26 protein-coding genes are annotated in these 21,816 nt (G+C 70.9%); 6 read left to right on the top strand and 20 right to left on the bottom strand.

Going from position 1 to position 21,816, the window contains the following annotated elements:
* Positions 1-365 precede the first annotated feature (365 nt).
* Positions 366-1,994: a ribosomal protection-like ABC-F family protein gene (gene abc-f, locus ACZ6BB_RS19310; protein WP_471616373.1), complete on the bottom strand. Its 1,629-nt coding sequence runs from the start codon at positions 1,992-1,994 to the stop codon at positions 366-368.
* A 351-nt stretch (positions 1,995-2,345) separates the two neighbouring features.
* Here abc-f and ACZ6BB_RS19305 point away from each other — a divergent pair, with 351 nt between their 5' ends.
* Positions 2,346-3,614, top strand: coding sequence for an ATP-binding protein (locus tag ACZ6BB_RS19305; RefSeq protein ID WP_471616372.1), 1,269 nt, complete (start codon positions 2,346-2,348; stop codon positions 3,612-3,614).
* Positions 3,615-4,021: 407 nt separating this feature from the next.
* On the opposite strand, the gene ACZ6BB_RS19300 is transcribed toward ACZ6BB_RS19305, so the two are convergent.
* From ACZ6BB_RS19300 to ACZ6BB_RS19225, 16 genes are all read right to left on the bottom strand, one after another.
* Positions 4,022-4,372 carry an ArsR/SmtB family transcription factor gene (locus ACZ6BB_RS19300; protein ID WP_471616371.1) on the bottom strand — a complete coding sequence of 117 codons (351 nt, stop codon included), beginning with the start codon at positions 4,370-4,372 and terminating at the stop codon, positions 4,022-4,024.
* Between the two features lie 246 nt (positions 4,373-4,618).
* Entirely contained in the window at positions 4,619-4,972 is a 354-nt protein-coding gene (locus ACZ6BB_RS19295; protein WP_471616370.1) for a zinc ribbon domain-containing protein YjdM, read from the bottom strand.
* A 56-nt stretch (positions 4,973-5,028) separates the two neighbouring features.
* Positions 5,029-5,424, bottom strand: coding sequence for an STAS domain-containing protein (locus ACZ6BB_RS19290; protein WP_471616369.1), 396 nt, complete (start codon positions 5,422-5,424; stop codon positions 5,029-5,031).
* Between the two features lie 36 nt (positions 5,425-5,460).
* On the bottom strand, positions 5,461-5,877 hold the full coding sequence (locus ACZ6BB_RS19285) for an ATP-binding protein (RefSeq protein ID WP_471616591.1): 417 nt from the start codon (positions 5,875-5,877) through the stop codon (positions 5,461-5,463).
* Positions 5,877-6,284 (bottom strand): pyridoxamine 5'-phosphate oxidase family protein, encoded by a 408-nt coding sequence (locus ACZ6BB_RS19280; RefSeq protein WP_471616368.1) that lies wholly within the window; start codon positions 6,282-6,284, stop codon positions 5,877-5,879. Before ACZ6BB_RS19280 ends, ACZ6BB_RS19285 begins: the two co-directional genes overlap by 1 nt.
* Positions 6,281-8,005, bottom strand: coding sequence for a SulP family inorganic anion transporter (locus tag ACZ6BB_RS19275; RefSeq protein ID WP_471616367.1), 1,725 nt, complete (start codon positions 8,003-8,005; stop codon positions 6,281-6,283). The genes ACZ6BB_RS19280 and ACZ6BB_RS19275 overlap by 4 nt, the downstream gene beginning before the upstream one ends.
* Positions 8,002-8,343: an ArsR/SmtB family transcription factor gene (locus ACZ6BB_RS19270; protein WP_471616366.1), complete on the bottom strand. Its 342-nt coding sequence runs from the start codon at positions 8,341-8,343 to the stop codon at positions 8,002-8,004. The genes ACZ6BB_RS19275 and ACZ6BB_RS19270 overlap by 4 nt, the downstream gene beginning before the upstream one ends.
* 286 nt (positions 8,344-8,629) lie before the next feature.
* Positions 8,630-9,850 (bottom strand): HTTM domain-containing protein, encoded by a 1,221-nt coding sequence (locus ACZ6BB_RS19265; RefSeq protein ID WP_471616365.1) that lies wholly within the window; start codon positions 9,848-9,850, stop codon positions 8,630-8,632.
* Positions 9,840-10,532 (bottom strand): DUF5819 family protein, encoded by a 693-nt coding sequence (locus ACZ6BB_RS19260; protein ID WP_471616364.1) that lies wholly within the window; start codon positions 10,530-10,532, stop codon positions 9,840-9,842. The genes ACZ6BB_RS19265 and ACZ6BB_RS19260 overlap by 11 nt, the downstream gene beginning before the upstream one ends.
* 233 nt (positions 10,533-10,765) lie before the next feature.
* Positions 10,766-12,013 (bottom strand): ice-binding family protein, encoded by a 1,248-nt coding sequence (locus tag ACZ6BB_RS19255; RefSeq protein ID WP_471616590.1) that lies wholly within the window; start codon positions 12,011-12,013, stop codon positions 10,766-10,768.
* Between the two features lie 595 nt (positions 12,014-12,608).
* Complete coding sequence (locus tag ACZ6BB_RS19250) at positions 12,609-12,779, bottom strand: hypothetical protein (RefSeq protein WP_471616363.1); 171 nt, start codon at positions 12,777-12,779, stop codon at positions 12,609-12,611.
* A gap of 157 nt (positions 12,780-12,936) precedes the next feature.
* Positions 12,937-13,530 carry an alkaline shock response membrane anchor protein AmaP gene (gene amaP / locus ACZ6BB_RS19245; protein ID WP_471616362.1) on the bottom strand — a complete coding sequence of 198 codons (594 nt, stop codon included), beginning with the start codon at positions 13,528-13,530 and terminating at the stop codon, positions 12,937-12,939.
* A gap of 10 nt (positions 13,531-13,540) precedes the next feature.
* On the bottom strand, positions 13,541-14,323 hold the full coding sequence (locus ACZ6BB_RS19240) for a DUF6286 domain-containing protein (protein ID WP_471616361.1): 783 nt from the start codon (positions 14,321-14,323) through the stop codon (positions 13,541-13,543).
* Positions 14,320-14,769 carry an Asp23/Gls24 family envelope stress response protein gene (locus ACZ6BB_RS19235; RefSeq protein WP_471616360.1) on the bottom strand — a complete coding sequence of 150 codons (450 nt, stop codon included), beginning with the start codon at positions 14,767-14,769 and terminating at the stop codon, positions 14,320-14,322. Before ACZ6BB_RS19235 ends, ACZ6BB_RS19240 begins: the two co-directional genes overlap by 4 nt.
* Entirely contained in the window at positions 14,766-14,993 is a 228-nt protein-coding gene (locus tag ACZ6BB_RS19230) for a hypothetical protein (RefSeq protein ID WP_230215084.1), read from the bottom strand. Before ACZ6BB_RS19230 ends, ACZ6BB_RS19235 begins: the two co-directional genes overlap by 4 nt.
* A 56-nt stretch (positions 14,994-15,049) precedes the next feature.
* Positions 15,050-15,481 (bottom strand): Asp23/Gls24 family envelope stress response protein, encoded by a 432-nt coding sequence (locus tag ACZ6BB_RS19225; RefSeq protein ID WP_471616359.1) that lies wholly within the window; start codon positions 15,479-15,481, stop codon positions 15,050-15,052.
* A gap of 172 nt (positions 15,482-15,653) precedes the next feature.
* On the opposite strand from ACZ6BB_RS19225, the gene ACZ6BB_RS19220 reads away from it, so the two are divergent.
* The gene (locus tag ACZ6BB_RS19220; RefSeq protein WP_471616358.1) at positions 15,654-16,427 is read left to right on the top strand and encodes a hypothetical protein; all 774 of its coding nucleotides are present in this window, start codon (positions 15,654-15,656) and stop codon (positions 16,425-16,427) included.
* A gap of 168 nt (positions 16,428-16,595) precedes the next feature.
* On the opposite strand, the gene ACZ6BB_RS19215 is transcribed toward ACZ6BB_RS19220, so the two are convergent.
* The 3 genes from ACZ6BB_RS19215 to ACZ6BB_RS19205 form a co-directional block, all read right to left on the bottom strand.
* A complete protein-coding gene (locus ACZ6BB_RS19215; protein ID WP_471616357.1) occupies positions 16,596-16,967 on the bottom strand; it encodes an STAS domain-containing protein in 372 nt (123 codons plus the stop codon).
* A gap of 511 nt (positions 16,968-17,478) precedes the next feature.
* Positions 17,479-17,772, bottom strand: coding sequence for a hypothetical protein (locus tag ACZ6BB_RS19210; RefSeq protein ID WP_471616356.1), 294 nt, complete (start codon positions 17,770-17,772; stop codon positions 17,479-17,481).
* A 5-nt stretch (positions 17,773-17,777) separates the two neighbouring features.
* Entirely contained in the window at positions 17,778-18,422 is a 645-nt protein-coding gene (locus tag ACZ6BB_RS19205; RefSeq protein ID WP_471616355.1) for a DUF5994 family protein, read from the bottom strand.
* Between the two features lie 369 nt (positions 18,423-18,791).
* Between ACZ6BB_RS19205 and ACZ6BB_RS19200 the strand changes: the two genes are divergently transcribed.
* The 4 genes from ACZ6BB_RS19200 (at position 18,792) to ACZ6BB_RS19185 (ending at position 21,709) form a co-directional block, all read left to right on the top strand.
* Positions 18,792-19,064 carry a hypothetical protein gene (locus ACZ6BB_RS19200; protein WP_471616354.1) on the top strand — a complete coding sequence of 91 codons (273 nt, stop codon included), beginning with the start codon at positions 18,792-18,794 and terminating at the stop codon, positions 19,062-19,064.
* A gap of 82 nt (positions 19,065-19,146) precedes the next feature.
* Entirely contained in the window at positions 19,147-19,503 is a 357-nt protein-coding gene (locus ACZ6BB_RS19195; RefSeq protein WP_471616353.1) for a PRC-barrel domain-containing protein, read from the top strand.
* Positions 19,504-19,540: 37 nt separating this feature from the next.
* On the top strand, positions 19,541-19,711 hold the full coding sequence (locus ACZ6BB_RS19190) for a hypothetical protein (protein ID WP_471616352.1): 171 nt from the start codon (positions 19,541-19,543) through the stop codon (positions 19,709-19,711).
* 249 nt (positions 19,712-19,960) lie between these two features.
* On the top strand, positions 19,961-21,709 hold the full coding sequence (locus ACZ6BB_RS19185) for a PP2C family protein-serine/threonine phosphatase (protein WP_471616351.1): 1,749 nt from the start codon (positions 19,961-19,963) through the stop codon (positions 21,707-21,709).
* Positions 21,710-21,816: the final 107 nt, after the last annotated feature.

The following is a 21,816-nucleotide window of genomic DNA, read 5'->3' as shown; positions in this document are numbered from 1 at the left end:
GCGCACCAGATCGAGCGGGGAACAGCGGGGAACCACGGGGGAAAGCGGCCGGGCCCGAGGAGGACACGCCGTAGCCGATCGCCCAGGTCGGCGCCCGTGCCAGCTCCAAATGCCCGCAGCTTCCCAAGCTGAGAGCGCGAGTTCGATTCTCGTCACCCGGTCCATGCGGAACCCCCAGGTCTGAGGCGGCCCGGGGGTTCTTTGTCGTCCAGGCCGGTGGGCGGGGTACGCATCACGACCGCGCAGAGGTCTGGACGTCGTCGGGGCCTCCCCCTGCCGACAGGAGGTGACTGACGGCGGCGAGAGTCTCCTCGCCGATACGACTGCCATCTCAGCCGGAGCGGCGATGACGCGGTGCGGCCCGGTCACCGGTCCGAGGCGAGTTCGAGAACGGGCCCGGGGAAGGCCGACCGCAGCCGCCGGTCGTGAGTGACGACGATGAGCGTGCCCTCGTATGCGGTGAGGGCTGTCTGGAGCTCCTCCACCAACGAGGGCGAAAGGTGGTTCGTCGGCTCGTCGAGCAGCAGCAGATCGTGCGCGACCGTGACCAGGCGGGCGAGTTCGAGGCGGCGGCGCTGGCCGGTGGAGAGGTCCCGTACGGGCCGGGCCAGGTCGGCTTCGCGGAAGAGGCCCAGAGCGAGCAGCGCGTCGGCGCGGTCCTCCCCGAGGGCCGTGAGCAGTGGTCGGCTCCCGTCCTCGGGGGAGGTGGGCGCTGTTACCTGGCGCAGGAACCCGACCCGCGCGGGTCGGGCTAGCGTCGCGCCCGGCTCCGGCGTCAACTCGCCGGCGAGGACCCGCAGGAGGGTGGACTTGCCCGCGCCGTTGGGGCCGGTCACCAGCAGCCGGCCTCCGGCCGGAACATGGAGCGAGTCCAGTACCAGGCGGCCCGGAACGCGCAGCTTCGCCACTTCCACCGCGCGGTCCGCCGCCCCCGCGATGTCCGCCGAGAACCGTAGCGGCTCAGGAGGCGCGGACACCGGATTCTCGGTGAGCCGCTGCAACCGCTCGCGCGCGTTGCGGATGCGGCTCACGGCGCCGTGGGCCCGCGAGCGGGCCCTGAACGCGCCCGCGCCGCTGAACGACCGCGGCCCCCTACGCGGGATCGCGTCGAGGCGTCCGATGTGGGAGTCGACGAGCCGGGATTGGCGGGTCACCTCGGTGCGCCACTCCTCGTACTCCCGGTGCTGTCGGGCGCGTTCGGCGGACTTGGCGACGAGGTAGCCCGTGTAGCCGTCGCCGTAGCGGCGTACGGAGCACGTGGAGTGGTCGACCTCCAGAATCGTGTCGGTGACCCGGTCGAGGAACGCCCGGTCGTGGGTGACGGCGACGAGTGTGCCCCGGTGGGCGCGGAGCCGCTCCTCCAGCCAGGCCACGGCCTCGTCGTCCAGGTCGTTGGTGGGCTCGTCGAGCAACAGCAACTCGGGGGCCGAGGCCAGCGTCGCGGCCAGGGCGAGGCGGGAGCGTTGGCCGCCGGAGAGCGTGCCGAGCGGCCGCGTACGGTCCAGCCCGGTCGGCTCACCGAGGTGACACAGGGCGACGTCGACGCGGCGGTCCGCGTCGTATCCGCCGCGTGCCTCGAACTCCGCCTCGATCGCGGCGTACCGGTCGTACGCAGCCGGGTCGGCCCCGTCGAGCGCGGCGCCGGCCGCCCGCATCCGCTGTTCCCCTGTGCGCAGTTCGGCCAGCGCCAGATCGATGGCGTCACCGACGCACGCCGTGTCAGGCAGATCGAGGGTCTGCGCCAAGTGCCCTCTACCGCCGGGGGCGATGACGCTGACTTCTCCGTTGTCGGGCTGTACGGCGCCGGAGAGCAGCCGTAGCAGTGTGGACTTGCCGGAGCCGTTGTCGCCGATGACCCCCACCTTCTCCCCGGGCCGGACGGAGAAGGACACGCGGTCCAGGACCGGGTGATGGCCGTAGCGCTTGCTGACATCAGTGACGGTGAGCTGGGAGACGGCGGTACGGACCGAGGGTGGTGCGGGAGCACGGAACAAGTGGTGTCTTCTTTCCTGGATGACATTGAAGAGACGATACGTCTCGTCTCGCTTCGCCTGTAGACCGTAACCCTTGTGCGCCATTCAGGCAAGACGGAACGTCTCGCCAGTGGGTGTGGATGACCGGCCACCGGTTCGGAGGGCGACGGTGTTTGCGCAATTGCGCAGACGAGCCGAGGGCTCGAGCGTCCGTGCGCACGCGAAGGCGCTCCCTGCCTGGACGTCCGACCGCCGACGCGCCCCTCCTGTGATCGAGTGGCGCGGTCCCGCTCGACCGGGCCGGGGCTTGCCGCGCGCGTACCCCGCGCTGCGGCCGATGATGGGAACACGGCCGAAGACACGGAGCTGGTCATGACGGGTTGGCGGGTCCGGGACTACTCCCCGGACGATCTCGAGGGAGTTCTCCGTGTCGACTTGGAGAGCGGCACGACCGAGGAACCGGCCCTCTTCCCGCTCTCGGACGCCGTGACGGCCCTCCAGGCCCTCCACCCCGCTGTGGTGGCCACGGCGAACGACGTTGTCGTCGGCGCCGCGGTGAGCCGGGTGGAGGGTGACCGGGCGTGGATCCTGCGCATCTGCATGACACCTGCCTGGCGCCACCAGGGGCTGGGCAGCGCCCTGATCACGGCCCTTGAGCGACGGCTTTTCACCGACGGTGTCCGCGCGGTGCACGCAGCCCTGCCCGAGGGGGAGACCGGTGCCACCGCGCTGCGTAACTGCGAGTTCGGCGCCCGATCGGGCCTGGTCCTCTTCGAGAAGCGCGGACCGGTGCCCCGGCAGGCGGCCGACATGCTCTCCTCGCTCGGAGCGGAGCTGCCGCCCGGCGGACTGTGGCAGAAGGTCGCGGGCATGCAGAAGGAGAAGCAGCTCATCGAGCGCCGTCTGGTCCTGCCACTGGCGCATCCCGGAATGGCCGCGGAGCACGGTGTGGAGCTGCCGCGCGCGGTGATGCTGTTCGGTCCGCCCGGCACCGGCAAGAGCACCTTCGCGCAGGCGATCGCCAGCCGCCTCGGATGGCCCTTCCTCGAGCTGTTCCCCGCACGTCTGGCCGCCGAGTACGGCCTGGCGAGCGGGCTGAGCAGGCGCTTCGACGAGATATCCCGGCTCGACCACGTCCTGGTGTTCATCGATGAGGTCGAGGAGGTCGCCGGCGCACGTAGTGGCGCGGACGCGACCGCGGTCGGCGTCGTCAACGAGCTGCTCAAGGCGATCGTCCGGTTCCGCAGGCAGGACGGGCGGCTGCTCGTCTGCGCCACGAACAACGTGACCACGCTCGACTCCGCGTTCCTGCGGCACGGCCGCTTCGACTACGTACTGCCGATCGGCCCTCCCGACCACCGCGCCAGGACCGCGCTGTGGGAGAGCTACCTGGCACGAGCGGGCGCGGAGGCCGACAGAGAGGCGCTCGCGTCCGCCAGCGAAGGTTTCACCCCGGCCGACATCGCCCACGTGGCACGAACCGTCTCCCAGGCCGGATTCGAGCGCACCTTCGACACCGGAACCCGCGTCCTCCCCTCCACGGACGACTACCTGGACACGATCCGCGACACACAGCCAACGGTCAGCGCCACCGTGGCCCAGGAGCTCGCCGAACAGGCGGAGCAGTACGCACGCCTCTGACGTCCCTTCCCGGGAAGCGCGGGACCGGTGCGCGGAGCTGTCCTCGTGGCTCTGCGCACGCTCGGGGCGCACCATCTCGTCAAGGTGGAGGGAGGAGCGGGGCCACCGGCCCCGGTGTGCGCCTTCCAGAACACGGCGGCCGCTTCGTAGCCGTACGTGTCCGGTTGAGGGGCGTGCCCAGGGCAGGGTCCGTGTCGTCGTGCCGGACCCGGCGGCGGGGCCGGCCGCTGGAGGGGCGGTCGCGGACCGGGCGGAAGCTCGGTGCGGTGGAGGTGGCGACGACGCCCGGGTGCGTGCCGGCCTGCGGGGGTCTGCCGGTCAAGGGTGCTCGCGGGTGGCTCCTGCTCCCCCGGATGGCCATCCAGCTGTCCGACTCCCGCGAGACGGGCGCTGCTTGAGGGTCGGCACTACGACGGCGGCTTCCGCTCACCCTGCGCGGCCCGGAGGTCGGCCAGCAGCTCGGCCTGCCCGGCGAGTACCCCGGACAGGATGGTCCGTGCGACCCGCAGAAGCTCCGCGACCTGGGGGCTGGTCAGCGAGTAGTACACGGTCGACCCCTCCTTGCGGGTCTTGACCAGATTCGCCCGCCGCAGCACCGCCAGCTGCTGGGACAGATGAGCGGGTTCGATACCGACCTCGGGCAGCATCTCCGCGACCGCGTGTTCACGTTCGCTCAGCAGCTCCAGGACCCTGATACGGGCCGGATGGCCCAGCGTCTTGAAGAACTCGGCCTTCAGTTGGTACAGCGGCGTACTCATCGTGCCGTCCCCTCCCCGACGCAACGGCACGGCCCCTCCGGCCGGAGCACGGCGTATCGCAACCACGCACTCGTCAAGAACATGGGGACCATCCTCGCCTGCGGCGCCGGTCACGCCGAACCCGGATGCGAGCGGCCGAAGCAGCTCGGATCCAGCCGGCTGGGACGACGCCCGCACCATCGGGCGGCATACGGGAAGCCGCCCGGGACGCGTCGTCCCGGGCGGTCGGCACAGCACGGTGCCGGATCAGGCCTTCTTCACGACGCTGGACTTGAGCTGCATCGCGCCGAACCCGTCGACCTTGCAGTCGATGTCGTGGCCGTCCACGCCGTCGACCAGGCGGATGCCGCGCACCTTGGTGCCCGCCTTGATCCCGTTCGGGCTGCCCTTGACCTTCAGCGCCCTGACGACCGTCACGGTGTCACCGTCCGCGAGCACGTTGCCGACCGCGTCCCTGATCACCTTGCCTCCGGAGGCGCCGTCCGCGGACTCCGCGGACGGTGACCACTCGTGCCCGCACTCCGGGCAGACCAGGAGCGCACCCATCTCGTAGGTGTAGGCGCCGGAGCATTCGGGGCAGGGGGGAAGGTTGTCACTCATGGCACAGGTGTCTTTCGGTCGGTGAGCGGATACGGGGTGGTGAGCGGATACGGGGGTCAGGTGGGCCGGCCGTCGGTGCGCCACGCCTGCTGTGCCTCGTCGGGAGGCGACTTGTGCCGGGCGTGGGCGGAGAGGGCGGTGGCCAGGTCGCCATGGACGGGGATGTCCGGGCAGTCGCCGGGCGGGACGAACGAGCCGTCGGCGGGGATGGCGGCCAGCTCCAGGCTCCGGCCCATGCCGGCGAGGCGGCGTGCGGTCTCGGTGACGGCCAGCCGGCCTTCCGCGGACCACCCGCGCAGTTCGCTCAGGTCGAGGACGACCGGTCCGGTTCCGCGGGCGACGACCCAGCCGACCGCTCCGTCGAAGCGACGGACCGCCGCCGGGCCCAGGTGGCCTGCGACGGAGAGCACCCCGAAGCCGTCCTCGACGGTGTAGCGCCACTCGATGGTCATGACGGTGAACTTCCTTGCGTGGGCGGCCCGTAGAGGTCAGAGGGGGAGAGTGGTCCAGATGCTCTTGCCGTCGGCGTCGCCGTGCACGGCGACGGTGCCGCCGAGTTGCCGGGTGAGCTCCATGACCGTGCCGAGACCGCCACCGGTGCCGGTTGCGGACTGGCGCAGCGAGGGCTGGTGGGGGTGGCGGTCGTGGACGGCGAAGGCCAGGCGGCCTCCGCTCGCCGCGTACATGACCGTGATCTGCGGGGACACCTCGGCGGCGTGCCGGACGCTGTTGGTCACCAGCTCACTGAGGATCAGCAGCGCCGCGTCCACGACGGGCCGGCGCAGATCTATCCCCCACTCGACCAGCGCCTGTTCGGCGGTCTCACGGGCGAGACGGACGGCGGACGGCTCGTTGGGCAGGGTGAGCACGTGCCGGTACGGAAGGACTTCGAGAACGGGGACCATCATGTCTCCAGGCGGGCGAGGCGGAAACCGGTGACGCTCTGGGGGTGCAGGCGCAGCAGAGTGTCGTGCGGGCCGTGTGTCCAGCCCGGCAAGGTGCGGCGGTGATGGTCTGCCTCGTCGGCGTCGCCGAGTACGTCGGCGGGGCCATGGACGGTGACCGTCCAGCCGGTGCCGTGCACCGCCCGGATCTCGTCCACGTGGTAGGTCACCGTGGCCGGTATCGCCGCCGCTTGGACGGGGGCCCGGACGATCAGCCGGCCGTACTCCCACACATGCCGGGCCGGCCGTACGACGGTCAGCTTCCGCTGCTGGTGCAGCAGCCGTCCCAGGCTGCTGCCTTCCAGCAGCCACAGGGCCTCCGCTCCGGAGATCTCCACCAGTCGCAGGGGCGCGGGGGCAGTGCTCATCGGACGGCTTCCTCGCTGGATGTTCGGGGCTTCTGGGCAGGTACGGCGGTCAGGACTCCGGTCGTCGCCAGGTGATCCCGGGCGGCCCGGATCGCCTCGGGGGTGGTGGCGTGCTCCCGGCCGTCGTGCCGCAGCAGTTCCAGCGCGCCGACGGAGTCCAGAACCTGGCGCTGGCCGGTGCGGATCCCGGAGGCCAGGACGAGGATGCCGCGCCGCTTCAGTTTCTCCACGGCGTCCTTGAGGACCAGGGCGCCGGTGGCGTCCATGGTCGACACCCGCGACATGCGCAGGATGACGACGCGTACGTCGGCCACCTCGGTCAGCTCCAGCAGGAAGCGGTGCGCGGCGGCGAAGAAGAGCGGCCCGTCGATGCGGTACGCGACGATGTGCTCGGCGAGGAGGGCGTGTTCTTCGGCACTGTGGTCGCCGCGGTCGAGCGGGACCTGGTCGAAGCGGGCCTGCTTGGCCACGGCGCGCAGGGCGAGGGCACCCGCGACGACCAGACCGATGATCACCGCGTACACGAGGTCCAGTGCCAGGGTCGCGACCGCGGTGAGGACGAGGATCAGCGCATCCGAGCGGGTGGCCTTGGCCATCGCCCTGAGCGAGCCCACCTCCACCATGCGGACCGCGGTGGCCAGCAGCACGCCGGCGAGGGCGGCGAGCGGGATCCTGGAGACGAGGGGAGCCGCGGCGAACACGATCACCGCGAGGATCGCGGCATGGGTCAGGGCGGCCAGCCGGGAGACGGCACCCGTGCGGACGTTGACCGCGGTCCGGGCGATCGCGCCGGTCGCGGGCACGCCGCCGAACAGCGGGGCCGCGATATTGGCCAGCCCCTGGCCGAACAGTTCGCGATCGGGGTCGTGCCGCTGCCCCACCGTCATGCCGTCCGCCACCGAGGCGGACAGCAGGGACTCCAGGGCCGCGAGCGCCGCCACCGCCACCGCCGGGGCGAGCAGGGTGCTGAGCGAACCGAGTTCCAGGAAGCCGAGTGAGGGCGCGGGCAGCCCGGACGGAAGGTCACCGATCGGCTGCGCCGCGTCCAGGCCCGCGACCTGGGTGACGGCCGTGGCCGCGACGACCGCGAGGATGGAGAACGGGACGGTCGGCCGCCAGCGGGCGCCCACCAGCATGACCCCGGCCACCGTGACCGCGAGGCCGACCGCCGTCCAGTTCGGATCCTTCGCGAACTCCACGACGGCCCGCCAGGCCACCACCAGCACCCGATCACCCTCGGCCCTGGGCACCCCGAGCGCGTTCGGGACCTGCTGCAGTCCGATCACGCAGGCGATCCCGAGGGTGAAGCCCTCCACCACGGGCGCGGGCACGTACTGCATGTACTTGCCGGCCCGCAGAGCCGCCAGCACCACGAGCATGACGCCGGCCATCAGCCCGACGGTCAGCACGCCGGTGGGCCCGTACTCGCCGACGATGGGCACCAGCACCACGGTCATGGCCCCGGTCGGCCCGGACACCTGGAGGTTGGACCCGCCGAACAGCGCGGCGAGCGCGCCGGCGACCACGGCGGTCGCCAGTCCGGCCTCGGCACCGAGACCGGAGGAGACCCCGAAGCCGAGAGCGAGCGGCAGGGCCACGATCGCCACGGTGAGGCCTGCCAGCAGGTCCCTGCGCGGATCGCGTCGCATGTCCGCCAGGTGGGCGCGGGCGGGCATGAGTGCGGTGAGCCGGGCCCCGGCCCGGCTGATCCCCGAAGTCATCGCGCCGCGCCCTCGGCTTCCCGCAGCTCTGTCAGCAGCTCGCCCTGCCCGGCGAGCATCTCCGTCAGGATCCGGCGCGCGGCCCTCATCAGATCAGCGACGTCCCCGCCCGCCAGCTCGTAGACCACCGTCGAGCCCTCGCGGGTCGAGGTGACGATCCCGGAACGCCGCAGCACCGCCAGCTGCTGGGACAGGCCGGGCGGCTCCACCTCGATGGCGCCGAGCAGGTCCCGCACCGGCAACGGCCCGTCCTGCAGGAGTTCCAGGACGCGTATGCGCACCGGATGCCCCAGCATCCGGAAGAACTCGGCCTTGGCCTGGTACAGCGGAACAGACACAACCCCTCGGCTTCCCTGCGAACCCCACCCCGCCGGGGCGGGCACGAAGGCTGTGCCCGCGACCACCGGGCAACGTGCACAGCAAACTCAGCATCTAACCAATTGCTAAATTTTGCAATTCCGCATGAGTGGCTGGTGGACCGCCCCGAGCAGAGGGCGCGAGGTCGATTCTCGTCACCCGATCCATGCGAAACCCCCAGGTCAGAGACCCGGGGGTGCTTTGTGTCTCGGGGTGGCCGGTGGGCTGTGCCGGCACGGCCGCAGCTTCCTGGCCTGCCGTGCCGAGTCAACCGCTCGTCGGGGGGACCCGGGGGGACGGGGACTCGGTCGTGAGCGCGGTGTCGTCCCCTCCTGCGGGGAGGACGACTCGACGTTTTGGACCGAGGGCGCCGCCGGGCCCACCTTGCGCAGGTACGGTCCCGGATCCTGCCGCTCCTCCGGGGGCCGGACGCCGGCTGCCGGGCCGGCGCGTCATGTGGCGGCAGAGGCGGGGCAGGAAGGTGTAGAAGCGGTCGGGAAGGAACACGGCGTCCGCGACGATCATCGCGCCGGAGAAGAGCGGCAGCCCCATGAGCACCGCGATGCCGATGTGCATGCCCAGCAGCATGGCGAGAACGGGGTACTTGAGCCTGCCGAAGAGCACGAACGGGAAGGCCACCTGCAGGAGCACGGTCAGGTAGCCGGCGATCGCGACCACGAGCGTGCGCTCGTCCACGAAGTGGGAGAGCGCGGGCCAGGGCCGGAAGAGTTCGAGGTTCAAGGCGTAGTGGAGCGCGGTGCCACCGCTCCAGGTAGGCCCCTGGACCTTGTACAGGCCGGCTGATCCGTAGAGGAAGCAGACCTGTGCCGCGATGACGAACATGCCGCAGTTGTGCACCACTGTGACCAAGGTGTTTCGGGTATCGCGGAGGTGCCTCGCGAAGGGGCTCCTCGGGCGTTCCGGCGCGTTGCCCTCACGAGCCGTCCGAACCGTCCGAACAGTCCGAACCGTCTTCAGCCGGTTTCTGCGCGCGTCCAGGGACCAGCGCCGGCCGCAAGCCGTGAGGACGAGATAGAGGGACATCAGCAGGACCAGGTTGTCGCCCCCGTCCGTCATGAAGATCGCCCTGGCGTGGAACGAGGTCACCACGACGGCGAAGAGGACGGACAGGACGCGGGTCCGCCAGCCCAGCATGAACAGCACGGCCGTGACGAGGGCCAGCACATAGCAGAGTTCGAAGTAGGTACGGCTGTCGGACAGGGTCAGGATGCTGAACCAGCCCGTCTGCTCGAAGAGTTGGCGTGCCAAGGCGGGCGTCCACGCGGAGCCTGGACCCCAGATCTCGGCACGGTGCGGGAACTCTCGCAGCAGAAGGAGCAGATAGAGCAGTCCGTAGCCGATGCGCAGCACCGACGCGGCGTACAGGGACACCGGGCGGCCGGTCAGGAGGTCCCCTGCCGCGGTGATCCGGGCGGCGGTCCACCGGGCAGCGCCGGCGGACGTGGTCCTCTGCGCCTCAGTTTCCATGGCGGGTCACCTTCCACCAGGGCAGGAGCCGGTTCTCGACCGGCGTCGGCGGGCGCTTGCCGGCGGCGGTGCCGGGCGCGTCGATGGGCAGGGTGAGGACGCGGAGCTGAATGAAGTCGAAGGCGGCGCTTTTGTTGGCGGCGAGGCGGTCGGCGGCGATGTTGGTCAGGTACTTCCGCATCATCAGGGCGCGTTCCGTGCGCGCCCTGTCGTCTCCTCCGTGTGTGTCGACGTAGCCGGTCCAGGCGCGGCGCAGCATGTTCTGCGCCGTGTGGCTCGGGAACGGCTGATGTTCGACCGCGGAACTGTCCACGGCGGTCAGGTCGAACCAGGGGCTCACCTGCACCGCTCCGTCGGAGCCGGTGTGCGCGGTCCTCACCAGAATCTGCCGGTTGATGGATTCGGGGTCCGGAGCGAAGAGGCGCCAGTTCTGTTCGAAGAAGGGGTACACCCATGCGTGGATCTGCGGGCTGTATCGCTTGGAGACGGTGTTGGCCGGTGCCACGTGAAGGAACACAAAAATCACGTGAACGACGCTCGTCGCCAAGCACAGGACCACGGCGGCATGCAGTCCGGACTTCATCAGCACCCAGGCACCCCTCCGCGACTTGCGCGGCACGGCCGTGGCGTCAGGACGTTCCTGCCCGGCCGGACCGGAGTCGGACTGCTGGATTTCCTGCATGTCCGCTGAGTCGATTCCGCTCGACACCGCCTACCTATCTTTCTGCCATTCTTCGCTTCCGCACTACTTCGCTTCCGCACTTCCGCACTTCCGCACTTCCGCACTTCTGCATTTCTCTGCCGGCTGCTCACGCCTGGATTTTCCGCTGACTGCCACCGACGGCGCGCGGCGGACTCGATGTGAATTCCGCCGCGCGCCGTCATCCGGTGAACAGACCGACCGCAGTGCGATGCCTAGCTCTCGTAGCCCTTGGGCACCTCGTCGTAGCCGTAGGTCTCGTCGGGCTTGCCGTGCTCGGGCTTGCCGTGGTGGCCGTGCTGCCCGTTGTCGGGCTTGCCGTCGTGACCCGGTCCTCCGTGGTTGCCCCCGTGGTCCGGTCCTCCGTGGTTGCCCCCGTGGTCGGGGCCTCCGTGATTGCCTTCCTGGCCCGGCCCTCCGGGCTTGCCTTCGTCGTCCGGTCGGCCCGGCGCCTGGTCGTGCCCGCCGCCGTTACCGCCGGACGTGTTCCCGGCCGTGTTGCCCATGGTGTTTCCGGAAGTGGAGTTACCGGCGGTGTTGCCGGCGGTGTTCCCGGAAGTGTTGCCCGCGGAGTTGCCGGCGGTGTTGCCCTCGGTGTTCCCGGACGTGGTACCGGCGACGTTGCCCGCGGACGCGCCGGGCGAGAGGATCGGTCCGCCCAGGAGGCCGCCGCTGACGAGACCGCCGGTGACGAGGCCGCCGTTGACGAGCCCCCCACTGGTGGTGCCGGTCGTCGTGCCGGTGGTGGTGGTGCCTGTCCCGCAAGTCGGTCGGGTGATCGTGTTGGTGATCATCGACACGATCCCGGACTCGGCCACGGCGCCGGCCAGTACCCGGCCCTCGACCACCGCCCTGTTCTCCATGGTGATCGACGTGTGGGCCATGAAGGTGCCCACGGAGAAGGAGTCGCTGCCGAAGCTGGCGGAACTTCCGATCTGCCAGAACACGTTGCATGCGTTGGCGCCGCCGGTGAATTCCATGCGGCTGCCGGATGCCAGCGTCAGTCCGGACGGGACCTGGAACACCCAGACGGCATCAGGGCCACCGTTCAGGGTGAGGACACCCGAGTTCGTCACCACACCGGGGACGAAGTTGTACAGGCCCGGACCCAGCCCCGTCGGGCCACCCGCGCCGCTGAGCTCCGAGTTGAGGGTGCCGTCGACGGGGCCCCGGGCTGCGGCGACGCCGTACGCGTTCTGCAGTGCGGCGTGTGCGGCGTTGGCCGACCCGTCTGTCACGTGGACGGTCCCGTTGATCACGTTGGCACACGGCGGAGACGCGGGGATCGCCGGCGGTGGCGGGTTGCAGAATCCCGTGATCGAGGTTCCTGGCGACACCCCGACGTCTCCGCTGAGCAGGGAGGACCCGGTGTTGGTGACCGCCTCGCCGCCCAGCACCGCGAAGCTGCTGGCAGCACCAAGGGGAACGGGGGTTGTGATGGCACTTGCATGCGTCGGCACCATCACCACTGCGGCAGCAGCGAACAGCACCGTGGCGACCGACGCGATCCAGGCGGGCATTGCGCGCCGCTGATACGCACCAGAGGTTTTCTGCGTCATCGAGGGGACTACTCCTCTAAGTATGTACGGTGAATTTTCTTACTGTCCTTTTCGAATTTCCACGAGCCAGAACCTCTCCCTCTCCGGCAGGCGCCGCAGGCTTTCCCATGACCTGTCGACGGCCTCAGGAAAGAGGTTTGCTTCAGATTAGCCAGAGAAGGACCGCAGAGAGGGCCCAGGCGCGATGCATTCGAGTGGCTTCGGCGGACACAATCACACCGTAATCGGAGTATCACATGGACCTCAGGATGCGATGCCATTTAATACCTATGAACAGAATTATCACGCACCTCCGAGAACCGCGAAACACGAAAGGCCGAATGACCGAAACAACCGAAAAAATGAAAACCCGAAACAACCCGGCGTGTATACGCCGGGGTCGTTGGCGCGCAGTGGCCGGGCGTGACTTCGCGGTCGTCGCACCGTTCGAGGTCCGCCATGGCGTGCCGAGCGGGTCGGGCCCGGACTGGTCCTGGGCAGCCGGGAATTGGGGCTTCGGTCAGCGCGCCGAATGCCGGGGGGAGCGCCGGATGGAGCGCGCCACCAGGTAGACCAGATCGGCGATGAGAAGCAGTACGCCGACGGACATCAGGTAGAGAGCACCGTCGATGGTCGCGCCGATGGCGAGCAGAGCGATGCCGGCGATGAGCAAGGTCGCGAAGAGGACCATGACGGGATGCCTCCTGGGACGGAACCACGGGATCTGCGCGATCTCCCGGCTACGGAGGGACCTGAGAACCCTGGGGGCATGCCGGGGCGTTCGGCTCCGGGAGTCCTGGGCGCCTCGCCGCCGATGGCCACGTGCGGCTTCGCCCAAGGGGCGGTAGTCAGGCAGCGCGTCGAGCGCGGTGGCGGACTTCCCGGAGTCGGACCTTCGAGGGGAGGCGGTCCAGGCCGGTCGAGTCCCGTGCGTGTGCGAGCGTTTCCCGGCTCAGTCGCCCGAGGGTCAGCGCTGGATCGGCATGGGGCTCCAGCATCAGCCGTACACGTGCGGTGGGAGCGGTACGTCGGCCCGCCAGCCGTACGTGGGCCCGCGAGACCCCGTCCAGGGCTTGCGCCTCCTCCTCGATGACGTCCTCCAGAGTGCGGCCGTCGAGCCGGGACGCCTCGCCGTCCTCGCTGTCGACGAGGACCTGGCCCAAGCGGTGTACGCGTTGTGCGAAGAGCCACCACAGCAGCAGGACCAGCAGCACGGCGAGCACCGCGATGACGGTCGGCCACCACCAGCCCTCCTCCCGCCACCGGGTGCGTCCCTCGACGCCCAACACCACGTCTCCCGGCCCGCGGAAGGGCCACCAGCCCGGCATCACGAAGTCCCAGTGGCGCTGCAGGTCGAGCCCGCCCAGCAGGACGCCGCCGCCCAGGGCGAACAGTCCGAGGCCGAGAAGCCCCAGCAGCACCCGGTTCACCGTCTTGAGCATCAGGATCGCCTCAGTCCTTCCCAGGGCGCCGGACTTGCACGGTCAGCATGGGGCGCCGGGCGAGACGCAAGGACGTCATGGTTTCCCCGAGCGTGGCCTCCAGGTCCTTGCGGACCTCCCCGAGTTCACGGAAATGTGCCCGCGCCCGGGCCTTGACCTTGCGACGGCCGACAGCGACCTGCACCGATCGGACACCGGGTACCCGCATGGCCCGGTCACGCAGAATCAGGGCGACCGCGCGACGGTCGAGCCCGGCGCGGACCTCCTCCGTCCGGGGGATACCGGGTGGCCGGCGCATGGGGAGCAGCCTGCGCAGCCCCGGCGTCACCGCCAGGAGGAAGAGACACAGGCCGAGGGCCATCGCCACGGCGGCCCCGACGATCATCCAGGTGTCGTCCAGGGGCCGTGTGGCCAGTTCGTCGGCGAGCCGCCGTCGCCAGCTCATCGCGGTCCACCCTGCCCGCACCGCGACCACGTCGTACAGGAGCAGTCCGACGGCCACGGCGGACACCAGGGCCACCAGGGCCGCGGGGAGCCGTCGCGCCGACCAGAAACGGCGCGGCGGCCGGCCTGCTCCGTCCTCCGCCGCCGTCACGTCCGCGGCTGCTCCACCTCCCGCCACCGTCACATCCGCGCTCGTCTTCTCGTCCGGCCCCGGACTGGCGTCGGCGGACGGAGCCGTCGATCCGTCGGCGGACGGAGCCGTCGATCCGTCGGCAGGCGGAGCGGGCGGTCCGGAATCGGGGGGAGGGCCGCTGTCGCCGGTCGGCTGCCGCCAGGTGTTCGCGCTCATCTCACCCTCTCCAAACCCGAGGGCCGCCGCCGATGCGCCGAGTGCAGCCGCTCGACCGACATCGCCAGGTCGGACACCTCCATGCCCGCCCATGCCCTGAGCCGCTCGGTGACCTCCCGACGCACCGCGGCGCACTGTACGCCGATGTCGGACGGATAGCCGAGTTCGACGGTGATGTGTATCCGTGCCTCGCCGAGCACCGCCCGCCGTCCCGCGGCGGGTTCCATGTCCCGCCCCTCGGTGTCCCGCTCCGGGGCCCGTCTCACGGTTGCGGTCACGTGCGGTGTCCGTCGGCCGGGTGGTACGTGGCCGGTCGACTCGGTGAACCGGCTCAGCGCCTCGCGCGCGACCCGGGCAGCGGTCTTCGCCACGACCCGGTCGTCGATGGTGATCGCGCCGCGCTCCCTGCGGGGGACGCCTGGACGCGGGCCTGCCTCACCGGTCACCGTCGCCAGTCTTCCCGAGCCCGTCGCCGGTCATCGCTGATCCGCTCCTGTCGGTCCCGGCGGCGGACGAAGTCGCCCGGTTCGAGATCACCTTCCATGAACCGCCCGACCACGAGACCGACGACGCCCAGCCCCAGCACCAGCAGGAAAGCCCAGAAGTCACCGAAATACGCGGCGAAACCCAGCGCCATACCGGCAATCAAGCCCACCACGGCCCTGCTCATCTCGCCCTCCTTCATTCAAGCGGGCTGCTCCGCCCCGGTGCGGTGCTCCGCTCCGGCTACTGGACCCGCTGCCGCACTGCTTCCTCGTCCTCCTCGTCCGGCAGCTTCACGTCGCTGACCGTGATGTTGACTTCCACGACTTCTCGACCCGCCATCCGCTCCACCGCGGAGATCACGTTCTCCCGCACCTCACCGGCGACGTCCGTGATCGAGACGCCGTACTCGACGACGATCTCCAAGTCGATGGCCGCCTGCAGCTCGCCGACCTCGACATCGACCCCGCGGGTGGCGGATTTGCCACTGCCTGCGCCAGGCATCCGCTCCCGCATCGATCCCATCGAGCGCGCGAAGCCGCTGCCCAGGGCATGGACGCCGAGCACGTCTTGTGCCGCCATTCCGGCGATCTTCTCCACCACCACGTCGGCGACGGATGTCCGGCCGCGAGAACCGGGCGCACCACCGCGTCCTACGCCGGTGTTCTCAGTCATCGGGATGTTCCTCCCTCGTGAGGCTCACACAGCACTCATGGATGCAAGTATATTCGTTTTATTGGCATTGAACCCAGTTTGCGAATCTTGGGACGAAATGTTCGGTCAATCGGACAAGCGGCCCAGGCAAGGCGGAAGACCACTGGCCACGGGAGAAGGAGGGTGAGACAAGGTGAGAACCGTCGCGTGGACGCAGTCGGTACGGAACCAGCTCGCCCTGGGCCGGCTGCTGCCGCTCGGCGGGCCCGCGGACGGGGCGTGGATCACCGAGCAGGCCGTCGTACGGGCTCTCGGGCGCGCGGCCGCTGAGATTCCCGGGGTCCGGCTGGGGACCCTGCGCGTCGGGCCGGTACCGCTGGAGCCCGTGTCCGAACCGGCCGTCCCTGCGCCTGCGGGCGCGCTGCCGCCTGGCCCGCTCAGGATCGAGGCCGCCTTCACGGCATCCTTCGGGCAGCCGCTGCCCGAGGCCGCCGACCAGTTGCGGAGCGCCCTGCTTCACGCGGCCGCCGAACGGCTCGGCCTGGCCACCGCGACAGCCGATCTGCGGATTTCGGATCTCCTTGAGGGCCCGGACGAGGACCCGAACACCGAGGCGATGTCGCCGCCCGCGACGAGGGCCGTGAGGGCGACGCCGGAAGACGTCACCGCGCGCGGATCGCGCCCGGTGACGGAAACGGGGCCCGCGCGGGGGCCGGCCGGGAGGATGGCAGATGTCGCGTTGGCTGTTCCCGGCGTCGCCCACCTCACCGCCGTAATGGGAAGCCGTCCGGTCAGGCTGGACGACCATGTCGATCCGCCCGGCCGGCACGTCGAGATCCACTTCGCGGTCGGCCCCGGGCACCATCCACTGCACGTCGCCCGCGCCGTGCGGAAGGCCGTGGCCGCCGCGGCCGCCGATGACACGACGGACCCGGTCACCGTCGCCGTCCTCATCACGGAGACATGAGTCCAGGCCGACCGGAGGTCGTCCCGCACGGGGACTCCACGGACAGATCCGCCAGGTCCTCCCGCAGGGGCTCTGCCTGCCGGCGGTTCAGCCGGCGCAGACGTACCGCGTGCGCGGGAGCCGCCGTGCCCGTCGGGCCACGCTGCGGCTCCCGGCGGTCCGGGGCGGTCACAGCGCGCCACCCGCGACGGTCGGCACCCGGGGTCGGGCCGGCCGGACCGTGTGGTGTTCGTCGAGGAGGAAGCCGGAGCCGGTCAGCTCGATGACCCGGGCCATGGCCGGAGGCGGATGGTGCAGCCTGAGGATCGTTCCCCCTTCGCCGGCGAGCCGGAATGTGGTGAGGAACGCGTTGAGTCCGCCGGCGTCGCAGAAGGTGACCGCCGTGAGATCGACATCGATGGTACGCACGCCGTCACGCAGGCATCCGGCCAGTGCGGCGTACACGAGCGGGGCGGTGGCCAGGTCGATCTCTCCCGAGAGGGTGACGAGCGCGCGGGTGGTGCGGTCGTGCCGGTGGACGGTCAACTGGGGCAGGGGCATGGTTCCTCGGTTCTCGGCGTCCGTCGGTGGTTCCGCGCGGCAGGGCCAGGGGCCCGGCCGCTCGCGGCGTGCCGCCGATACGGCGGGGGCGGGTGACGGTGACGGTGACGGTGACGGTGACGTGCGAACGACCGGTCCGTTCAGGCCGGTTGGCGGGCGTGCCGGCGCATCGGACGGCTGGAGGATGCCCCGTGAACGGCCGGACAGGGGGCGCGCCCGGTGGGCATCGTGACCTGGAGGGGTTTGTGCCGGGCGCGGACGGTGGTGACGAACTCCTTGTCGTCCCCCGCTCCCGGTCGGCCCTGCCCCGGCCGACGCCGAGCCCCTGGCCGCCGAGCCCCTGACCGTCGGGGCCGGGCGGGTCGGGCCACGGGAGGCCGTCGGCCTGTCAACCGCCGTGCCATGCCGGGGAGTCCGGGCCACGGGCCATTCGGCTGCTTCGGCCGGTCCTGAACGGCCCGGCTTCGGCCGGTCCTGAACGGCCCTGATCGGCCCTGATCGGCTCTGCGGCCTATGGGCGCACCCTGTCCGAGCGGGTGCTCACAGCGCCCTCATGGGTGCGGCGGCGGAGGCGGTGGTGGAGGCGTCCACGTCCGGCGTCACGCCGACGGTCCGTGCCGGTCGTCCCCGCCCGGGCACGTGCCTTCCGCGGAGCGGGCGGTGGCGGTCCCGCGACGGGCATCCTGGAGTGACCGTAGTGGAAGGCGGCGATACGGTCGCCGTGCTGTGAGTTGAGCCGGTGGATGAGGAGCGCGCCGAAGGCGATCACCGCGATGATCACGATCACGGTCAGGAACGTCTCCACGGTTCTCACCTTCCCGTCGGCCGGTGCGGCATCGCCGCGGTCGTGGCGGCCGGCACCAGGGTCGTGGGCGGGATCCGTGACCGTACGGCCTGATCGCCGGCCTCATGTCCCCCGTCATGTCCCCCTTCGGAGTCCCAGACCGCCTCCCCGGCCAAGTCGGTCTCCGCCACCGCCGGCAGACGCGCCTCCCGCTCCATCAACCGGCTCCCGGACGACGTGCCCAGGGGGTCGCTCGCGGCGGCCATCAGCCGGGCGGCCGATGCGGGGGACGTCTGCGGTGGGATCACCAGGAGATTCCAGCGGCCCACATGGTAGGAGAGCAGCAGCAGTTCGTGCGGGTCCTGCTCGGACCGGAACCAGCCCACCTTCACCACGTGCCCCGCGACGGGCACCTTGCGCGGAACGACCGGCCAGTGGACGGGATTCACCGTCACCCGGGTGATCCGCCCCCACAGCGGGTCCAACACGGCCGTCAGGGAGGCGAGTTCCACCCCGAGATCGCGGGAACGAGGCCACCACGCGCCGTCCAGCAGAGCCGGCGCGGGACCGGCAGGAGCCAACGACAGACGGAGCGACGAGGGCGAGGGCGAGGGTGAGGAGGAACGGTCAGCGGCTTCGGCTGTCGGCGGGTGGGAAATGGTCACGGTCATGACGCGGACCCTGCCCCGGGCCGATCACGACCGGCCCGGCGTATTCGATCGCCGAAAACAACACGAGCCTGAAAGCCGGTGTGCGAAGTATCCTCGGTGTCTTCGAGCGTACTCCGCGAACGACCCCCCGGACCCCGGGCGACGGAGACTCCAGCCCGTGGGCTCCTCCCGCTGACCGTTGTCGGCAGCCACCGGCGGCACTCGGGGCGGCGTCCGGAGCGGCTTGCAACGCCTCTTCGGGGAGTGGCGTGAGCCCACGTGGAGCATGTCGCCGACGAACCGCTGGCCGTGGGCAGGTACCTGTGTACGGCCCGGAGTAGAGTGACGACGGAGAGCCGGTCCGGGAGCCCAGGACGAGTGGCGGCGACCATGGCAACACTGCACCAGCGGAAAACCCACCGCGAAGCGATCATGAAGACCCTGTACGAGGACATGGAAGGCAGTGGCCTTCCCGATGTCTCCGGGGCAAGGCTGCGCGACGAGTTGGAGATCCCCGAGCACGATCTGGCCGCGGCCTGCACCTACCTGGTGGGCGAAGGGCTCGTCACGGTCCGCTGGGCCCATGGAGAGGTGCCTGCGACGGTCGTGCTGACGCATCAGGGGATACGGCGCATGGAGGCCGCGGAGGAGAACCGCGACTGACCGCGCGAAACCAGCCTTGGGACACGGGAGCCGGGGTACTCGTCCGTACCACCCGGCACAGCGTGCAGACAGGGAGCAGGCCATGATCCGTCCAGCCGACATCCGCGAGTGGCGCAACCAGGACGTGGTCGACGAGAAGCAGCGCAGGATCGGCATGCTCGAAGCGGTCTACGTCGACACCGCTACCGACGAACCGGCCATGGCCACCGTCCGGACCGGGCTGCCCACCCGCCACCGGCTGGTCTTCGTCCCCCTCGACGACGCGGTCCTCGGACCGGACTACGTCCGGGTCTCCTACACCAAGGGACAGGTGCGGAAGGCCCCGTCGATCGGTACGGACGACGTCCTGCCGGCCGAGCAGGAGAAGGAGATCTTCCAGCACTACGGCATGACGTACCGGCCGGGGGCAGCCGGCGAACGTCAGCTCGCACGCCGGTGACCGCGCGCGTCCGGCACGGAGGAGATGGTCCGCGGTGATGGCGCTCTTCCTTCTGCTGCTCCTTGTGGCCGTCGTACTGGGAGTCATCGGTGTGACGGCGGAGGGCCTCGGCTTTCTCCTGGCCATCGGCATCGTGGTCTTCGCCGCGACCCTGATCTTCTTCACGGTGCGGGTGTCCCTGCGCACCAGGCGGCGTCCCGTCCGCTGACGCCGGGGCCGAGGCCGACACCGTGGACCGGCGTCATGCCGTGCCGGGGCGAGCACTCGGGCAGGCCGGGGGCGAGCACTCGGGCGCAGGGCGACGAAACGTCTTGCCGGGCGTGCGCGCGGGTGTCCGTCGGGGGACCATCGGTAGCGGGGGAACCCTGGGTCATCGGTGGGTCGGTTCCCTGCCCTGTATGTGGTTCCCGACGTGCCCGCGGTACGCGGTGCGAGGCCGTCATGGCGGGAGGACGGCATGGTCGAGGGTGCGGTACCCGGTGCGGGGGACGAGGGGCGGTCGCGGCCGGCGGCCGAGCCGGACCTCTGGCGGCAGGTGGTCGAGCAGCTGAGCACCGCTGTGATGGTGGTCGATCCGGCCGCACGGATCCTCGCTGTCAACCCGGCCGCCGAGCGGCTGCTGGGCCGTGCCGCCGAAGCGATGCGCGGAAGGGACGCGCACGAACTGCTGCACCGGGACGCGGGCGGCGGTGCTCTGATCCGCGAGCGCTGCCCGCTGCTCCGGGCGCTGGCCGAGAGGGCTGCCGCGGGCGGGGACGGCGACAGTTACCTGTGCGGTGACGGGCGTCTGGTCACCATCGCCTGGTCCGCCTCTCCCTTGACGGACTCCGGCTCCTTCACGGGCATGGCCGTGCTGTTCACCGACGCCACGGGCGGCCACGGTACGCGCCGGGAGCGGGCGGAACGGGCGGAGCGGGCCGCCTACACGAGTGCCCTGGAGGACCTCACCGAGCGGCTGACGCTGGTCGCGGACATCACCGACGTACTGGGCCAGACCCTGGACGCCGACGAGGCCCTCGCGCGGCTGGGCCGCCTGCTGGTGCCCCGCCTCGCCGACTGGACCGCGGTGGACCTCCGGACCGGTTCCGGGCAGGTGCACCGCGTCGCGGTGACAGGCCCCGCGGGCCGCGAAACGGCGCTGGAGGGCGCGCGCGAGCCCCTCCCCGAAGCGGGGGAGGCGGACCCGTCGCCCCTCGTCCAGGTGCTGAACGGCGGTGATCCCGTGCTGTGGGACGGGGTGGGAGCGGCCCTGCCGTCCGGCTCCCCCCTGGCCGCCCACCACGGCGACCTCCTGCGGACGGTGGGCGCGACATCCGCCGTGACGGTGCCGCTGGGCTCCGGACGGCAGATCACCGGTGCGCTGACGCTGATCCGCACCGACCCCGCACACCCCTTCGACGCCGCCGACCTGGAGGTGGTGAGCGACATCGGCCGCAGGGTCGGTCGGGTCGTCGACAACGCGCGACGGTACGGCCGCCAGCGTGCCGTCGCCGAGGCCATGCAGCGCAACCTGCTCGCCCCGCTGCCCCGGCCCGGCCGGCTACGGCTGGCCGCCCGCTACCAGCCCGCCCCCGTCGGGTCCCAGGTCGGCGGTGACTGGTACGACGCGTTCGAACTGAAGGACGGCACGCTCGCGCTGGTCATCGGCGACGTCGTGGGCCACGACCTGACCGCGGCGGCCGGGATGTCCCAACTGCACGGCATCCTGCGCTCCCTGGCCTGGGACCACGTAGGGCCGCCGGGCAGCGTCGTCGACCGCCTCGACGACGCCATGCCCGCGATAACCACCGTCCCCATGGCCACCCTCGTCCTCGCCCGGGTCGAAGGCCATCCGCACGACGGCCCGTGGACCCTGCGGTGGACCAGCGCCGGGCACCCGCCGCCGCTCCTCCTCACCCCCGGCGGACACGCGCGGTACCTCGAAGCCGGGCAGGGACTGCTCCTCGGCGCCCGCCTGGGCGACAGCGGCAGCCGGCCGAACGCCACGGAACCCCTGCCGCCGGGTTCCACGCTGCTGCTCTACACCGACGGCCTGATCGAGATCCCCGGCAGTGACCTCGACACCGGCCTGACCCGCCTGCGCCGCCACGCCCTGGGGCTCGTCCACACTCCCCTGGACACGCTGTGCGACCAGCTGCTTGCCCGTATGCCGCCCGGGAGCACCGACGACGTGGCCCTCCTCGCCCTGCGGCTGCCGTCGGCGTGACAGCGGGCGGAGAGCCGCCGTAAGAGCGCAGACTGCCGCAAGATCACACGAACCGAAATGGCGTCGTCTCGTGATCTGCGGCTCGCTCCGCGTCCACGACACCCGAC

Source organism: Streptomyces sp. NPDC041108, from assembly GCF_055592645.1.
The sequence above is the reverse complement of the archived record's forward strand: the minus strand, read 5'-3'. Positions and strand labels throughout refer to the sequence as shown.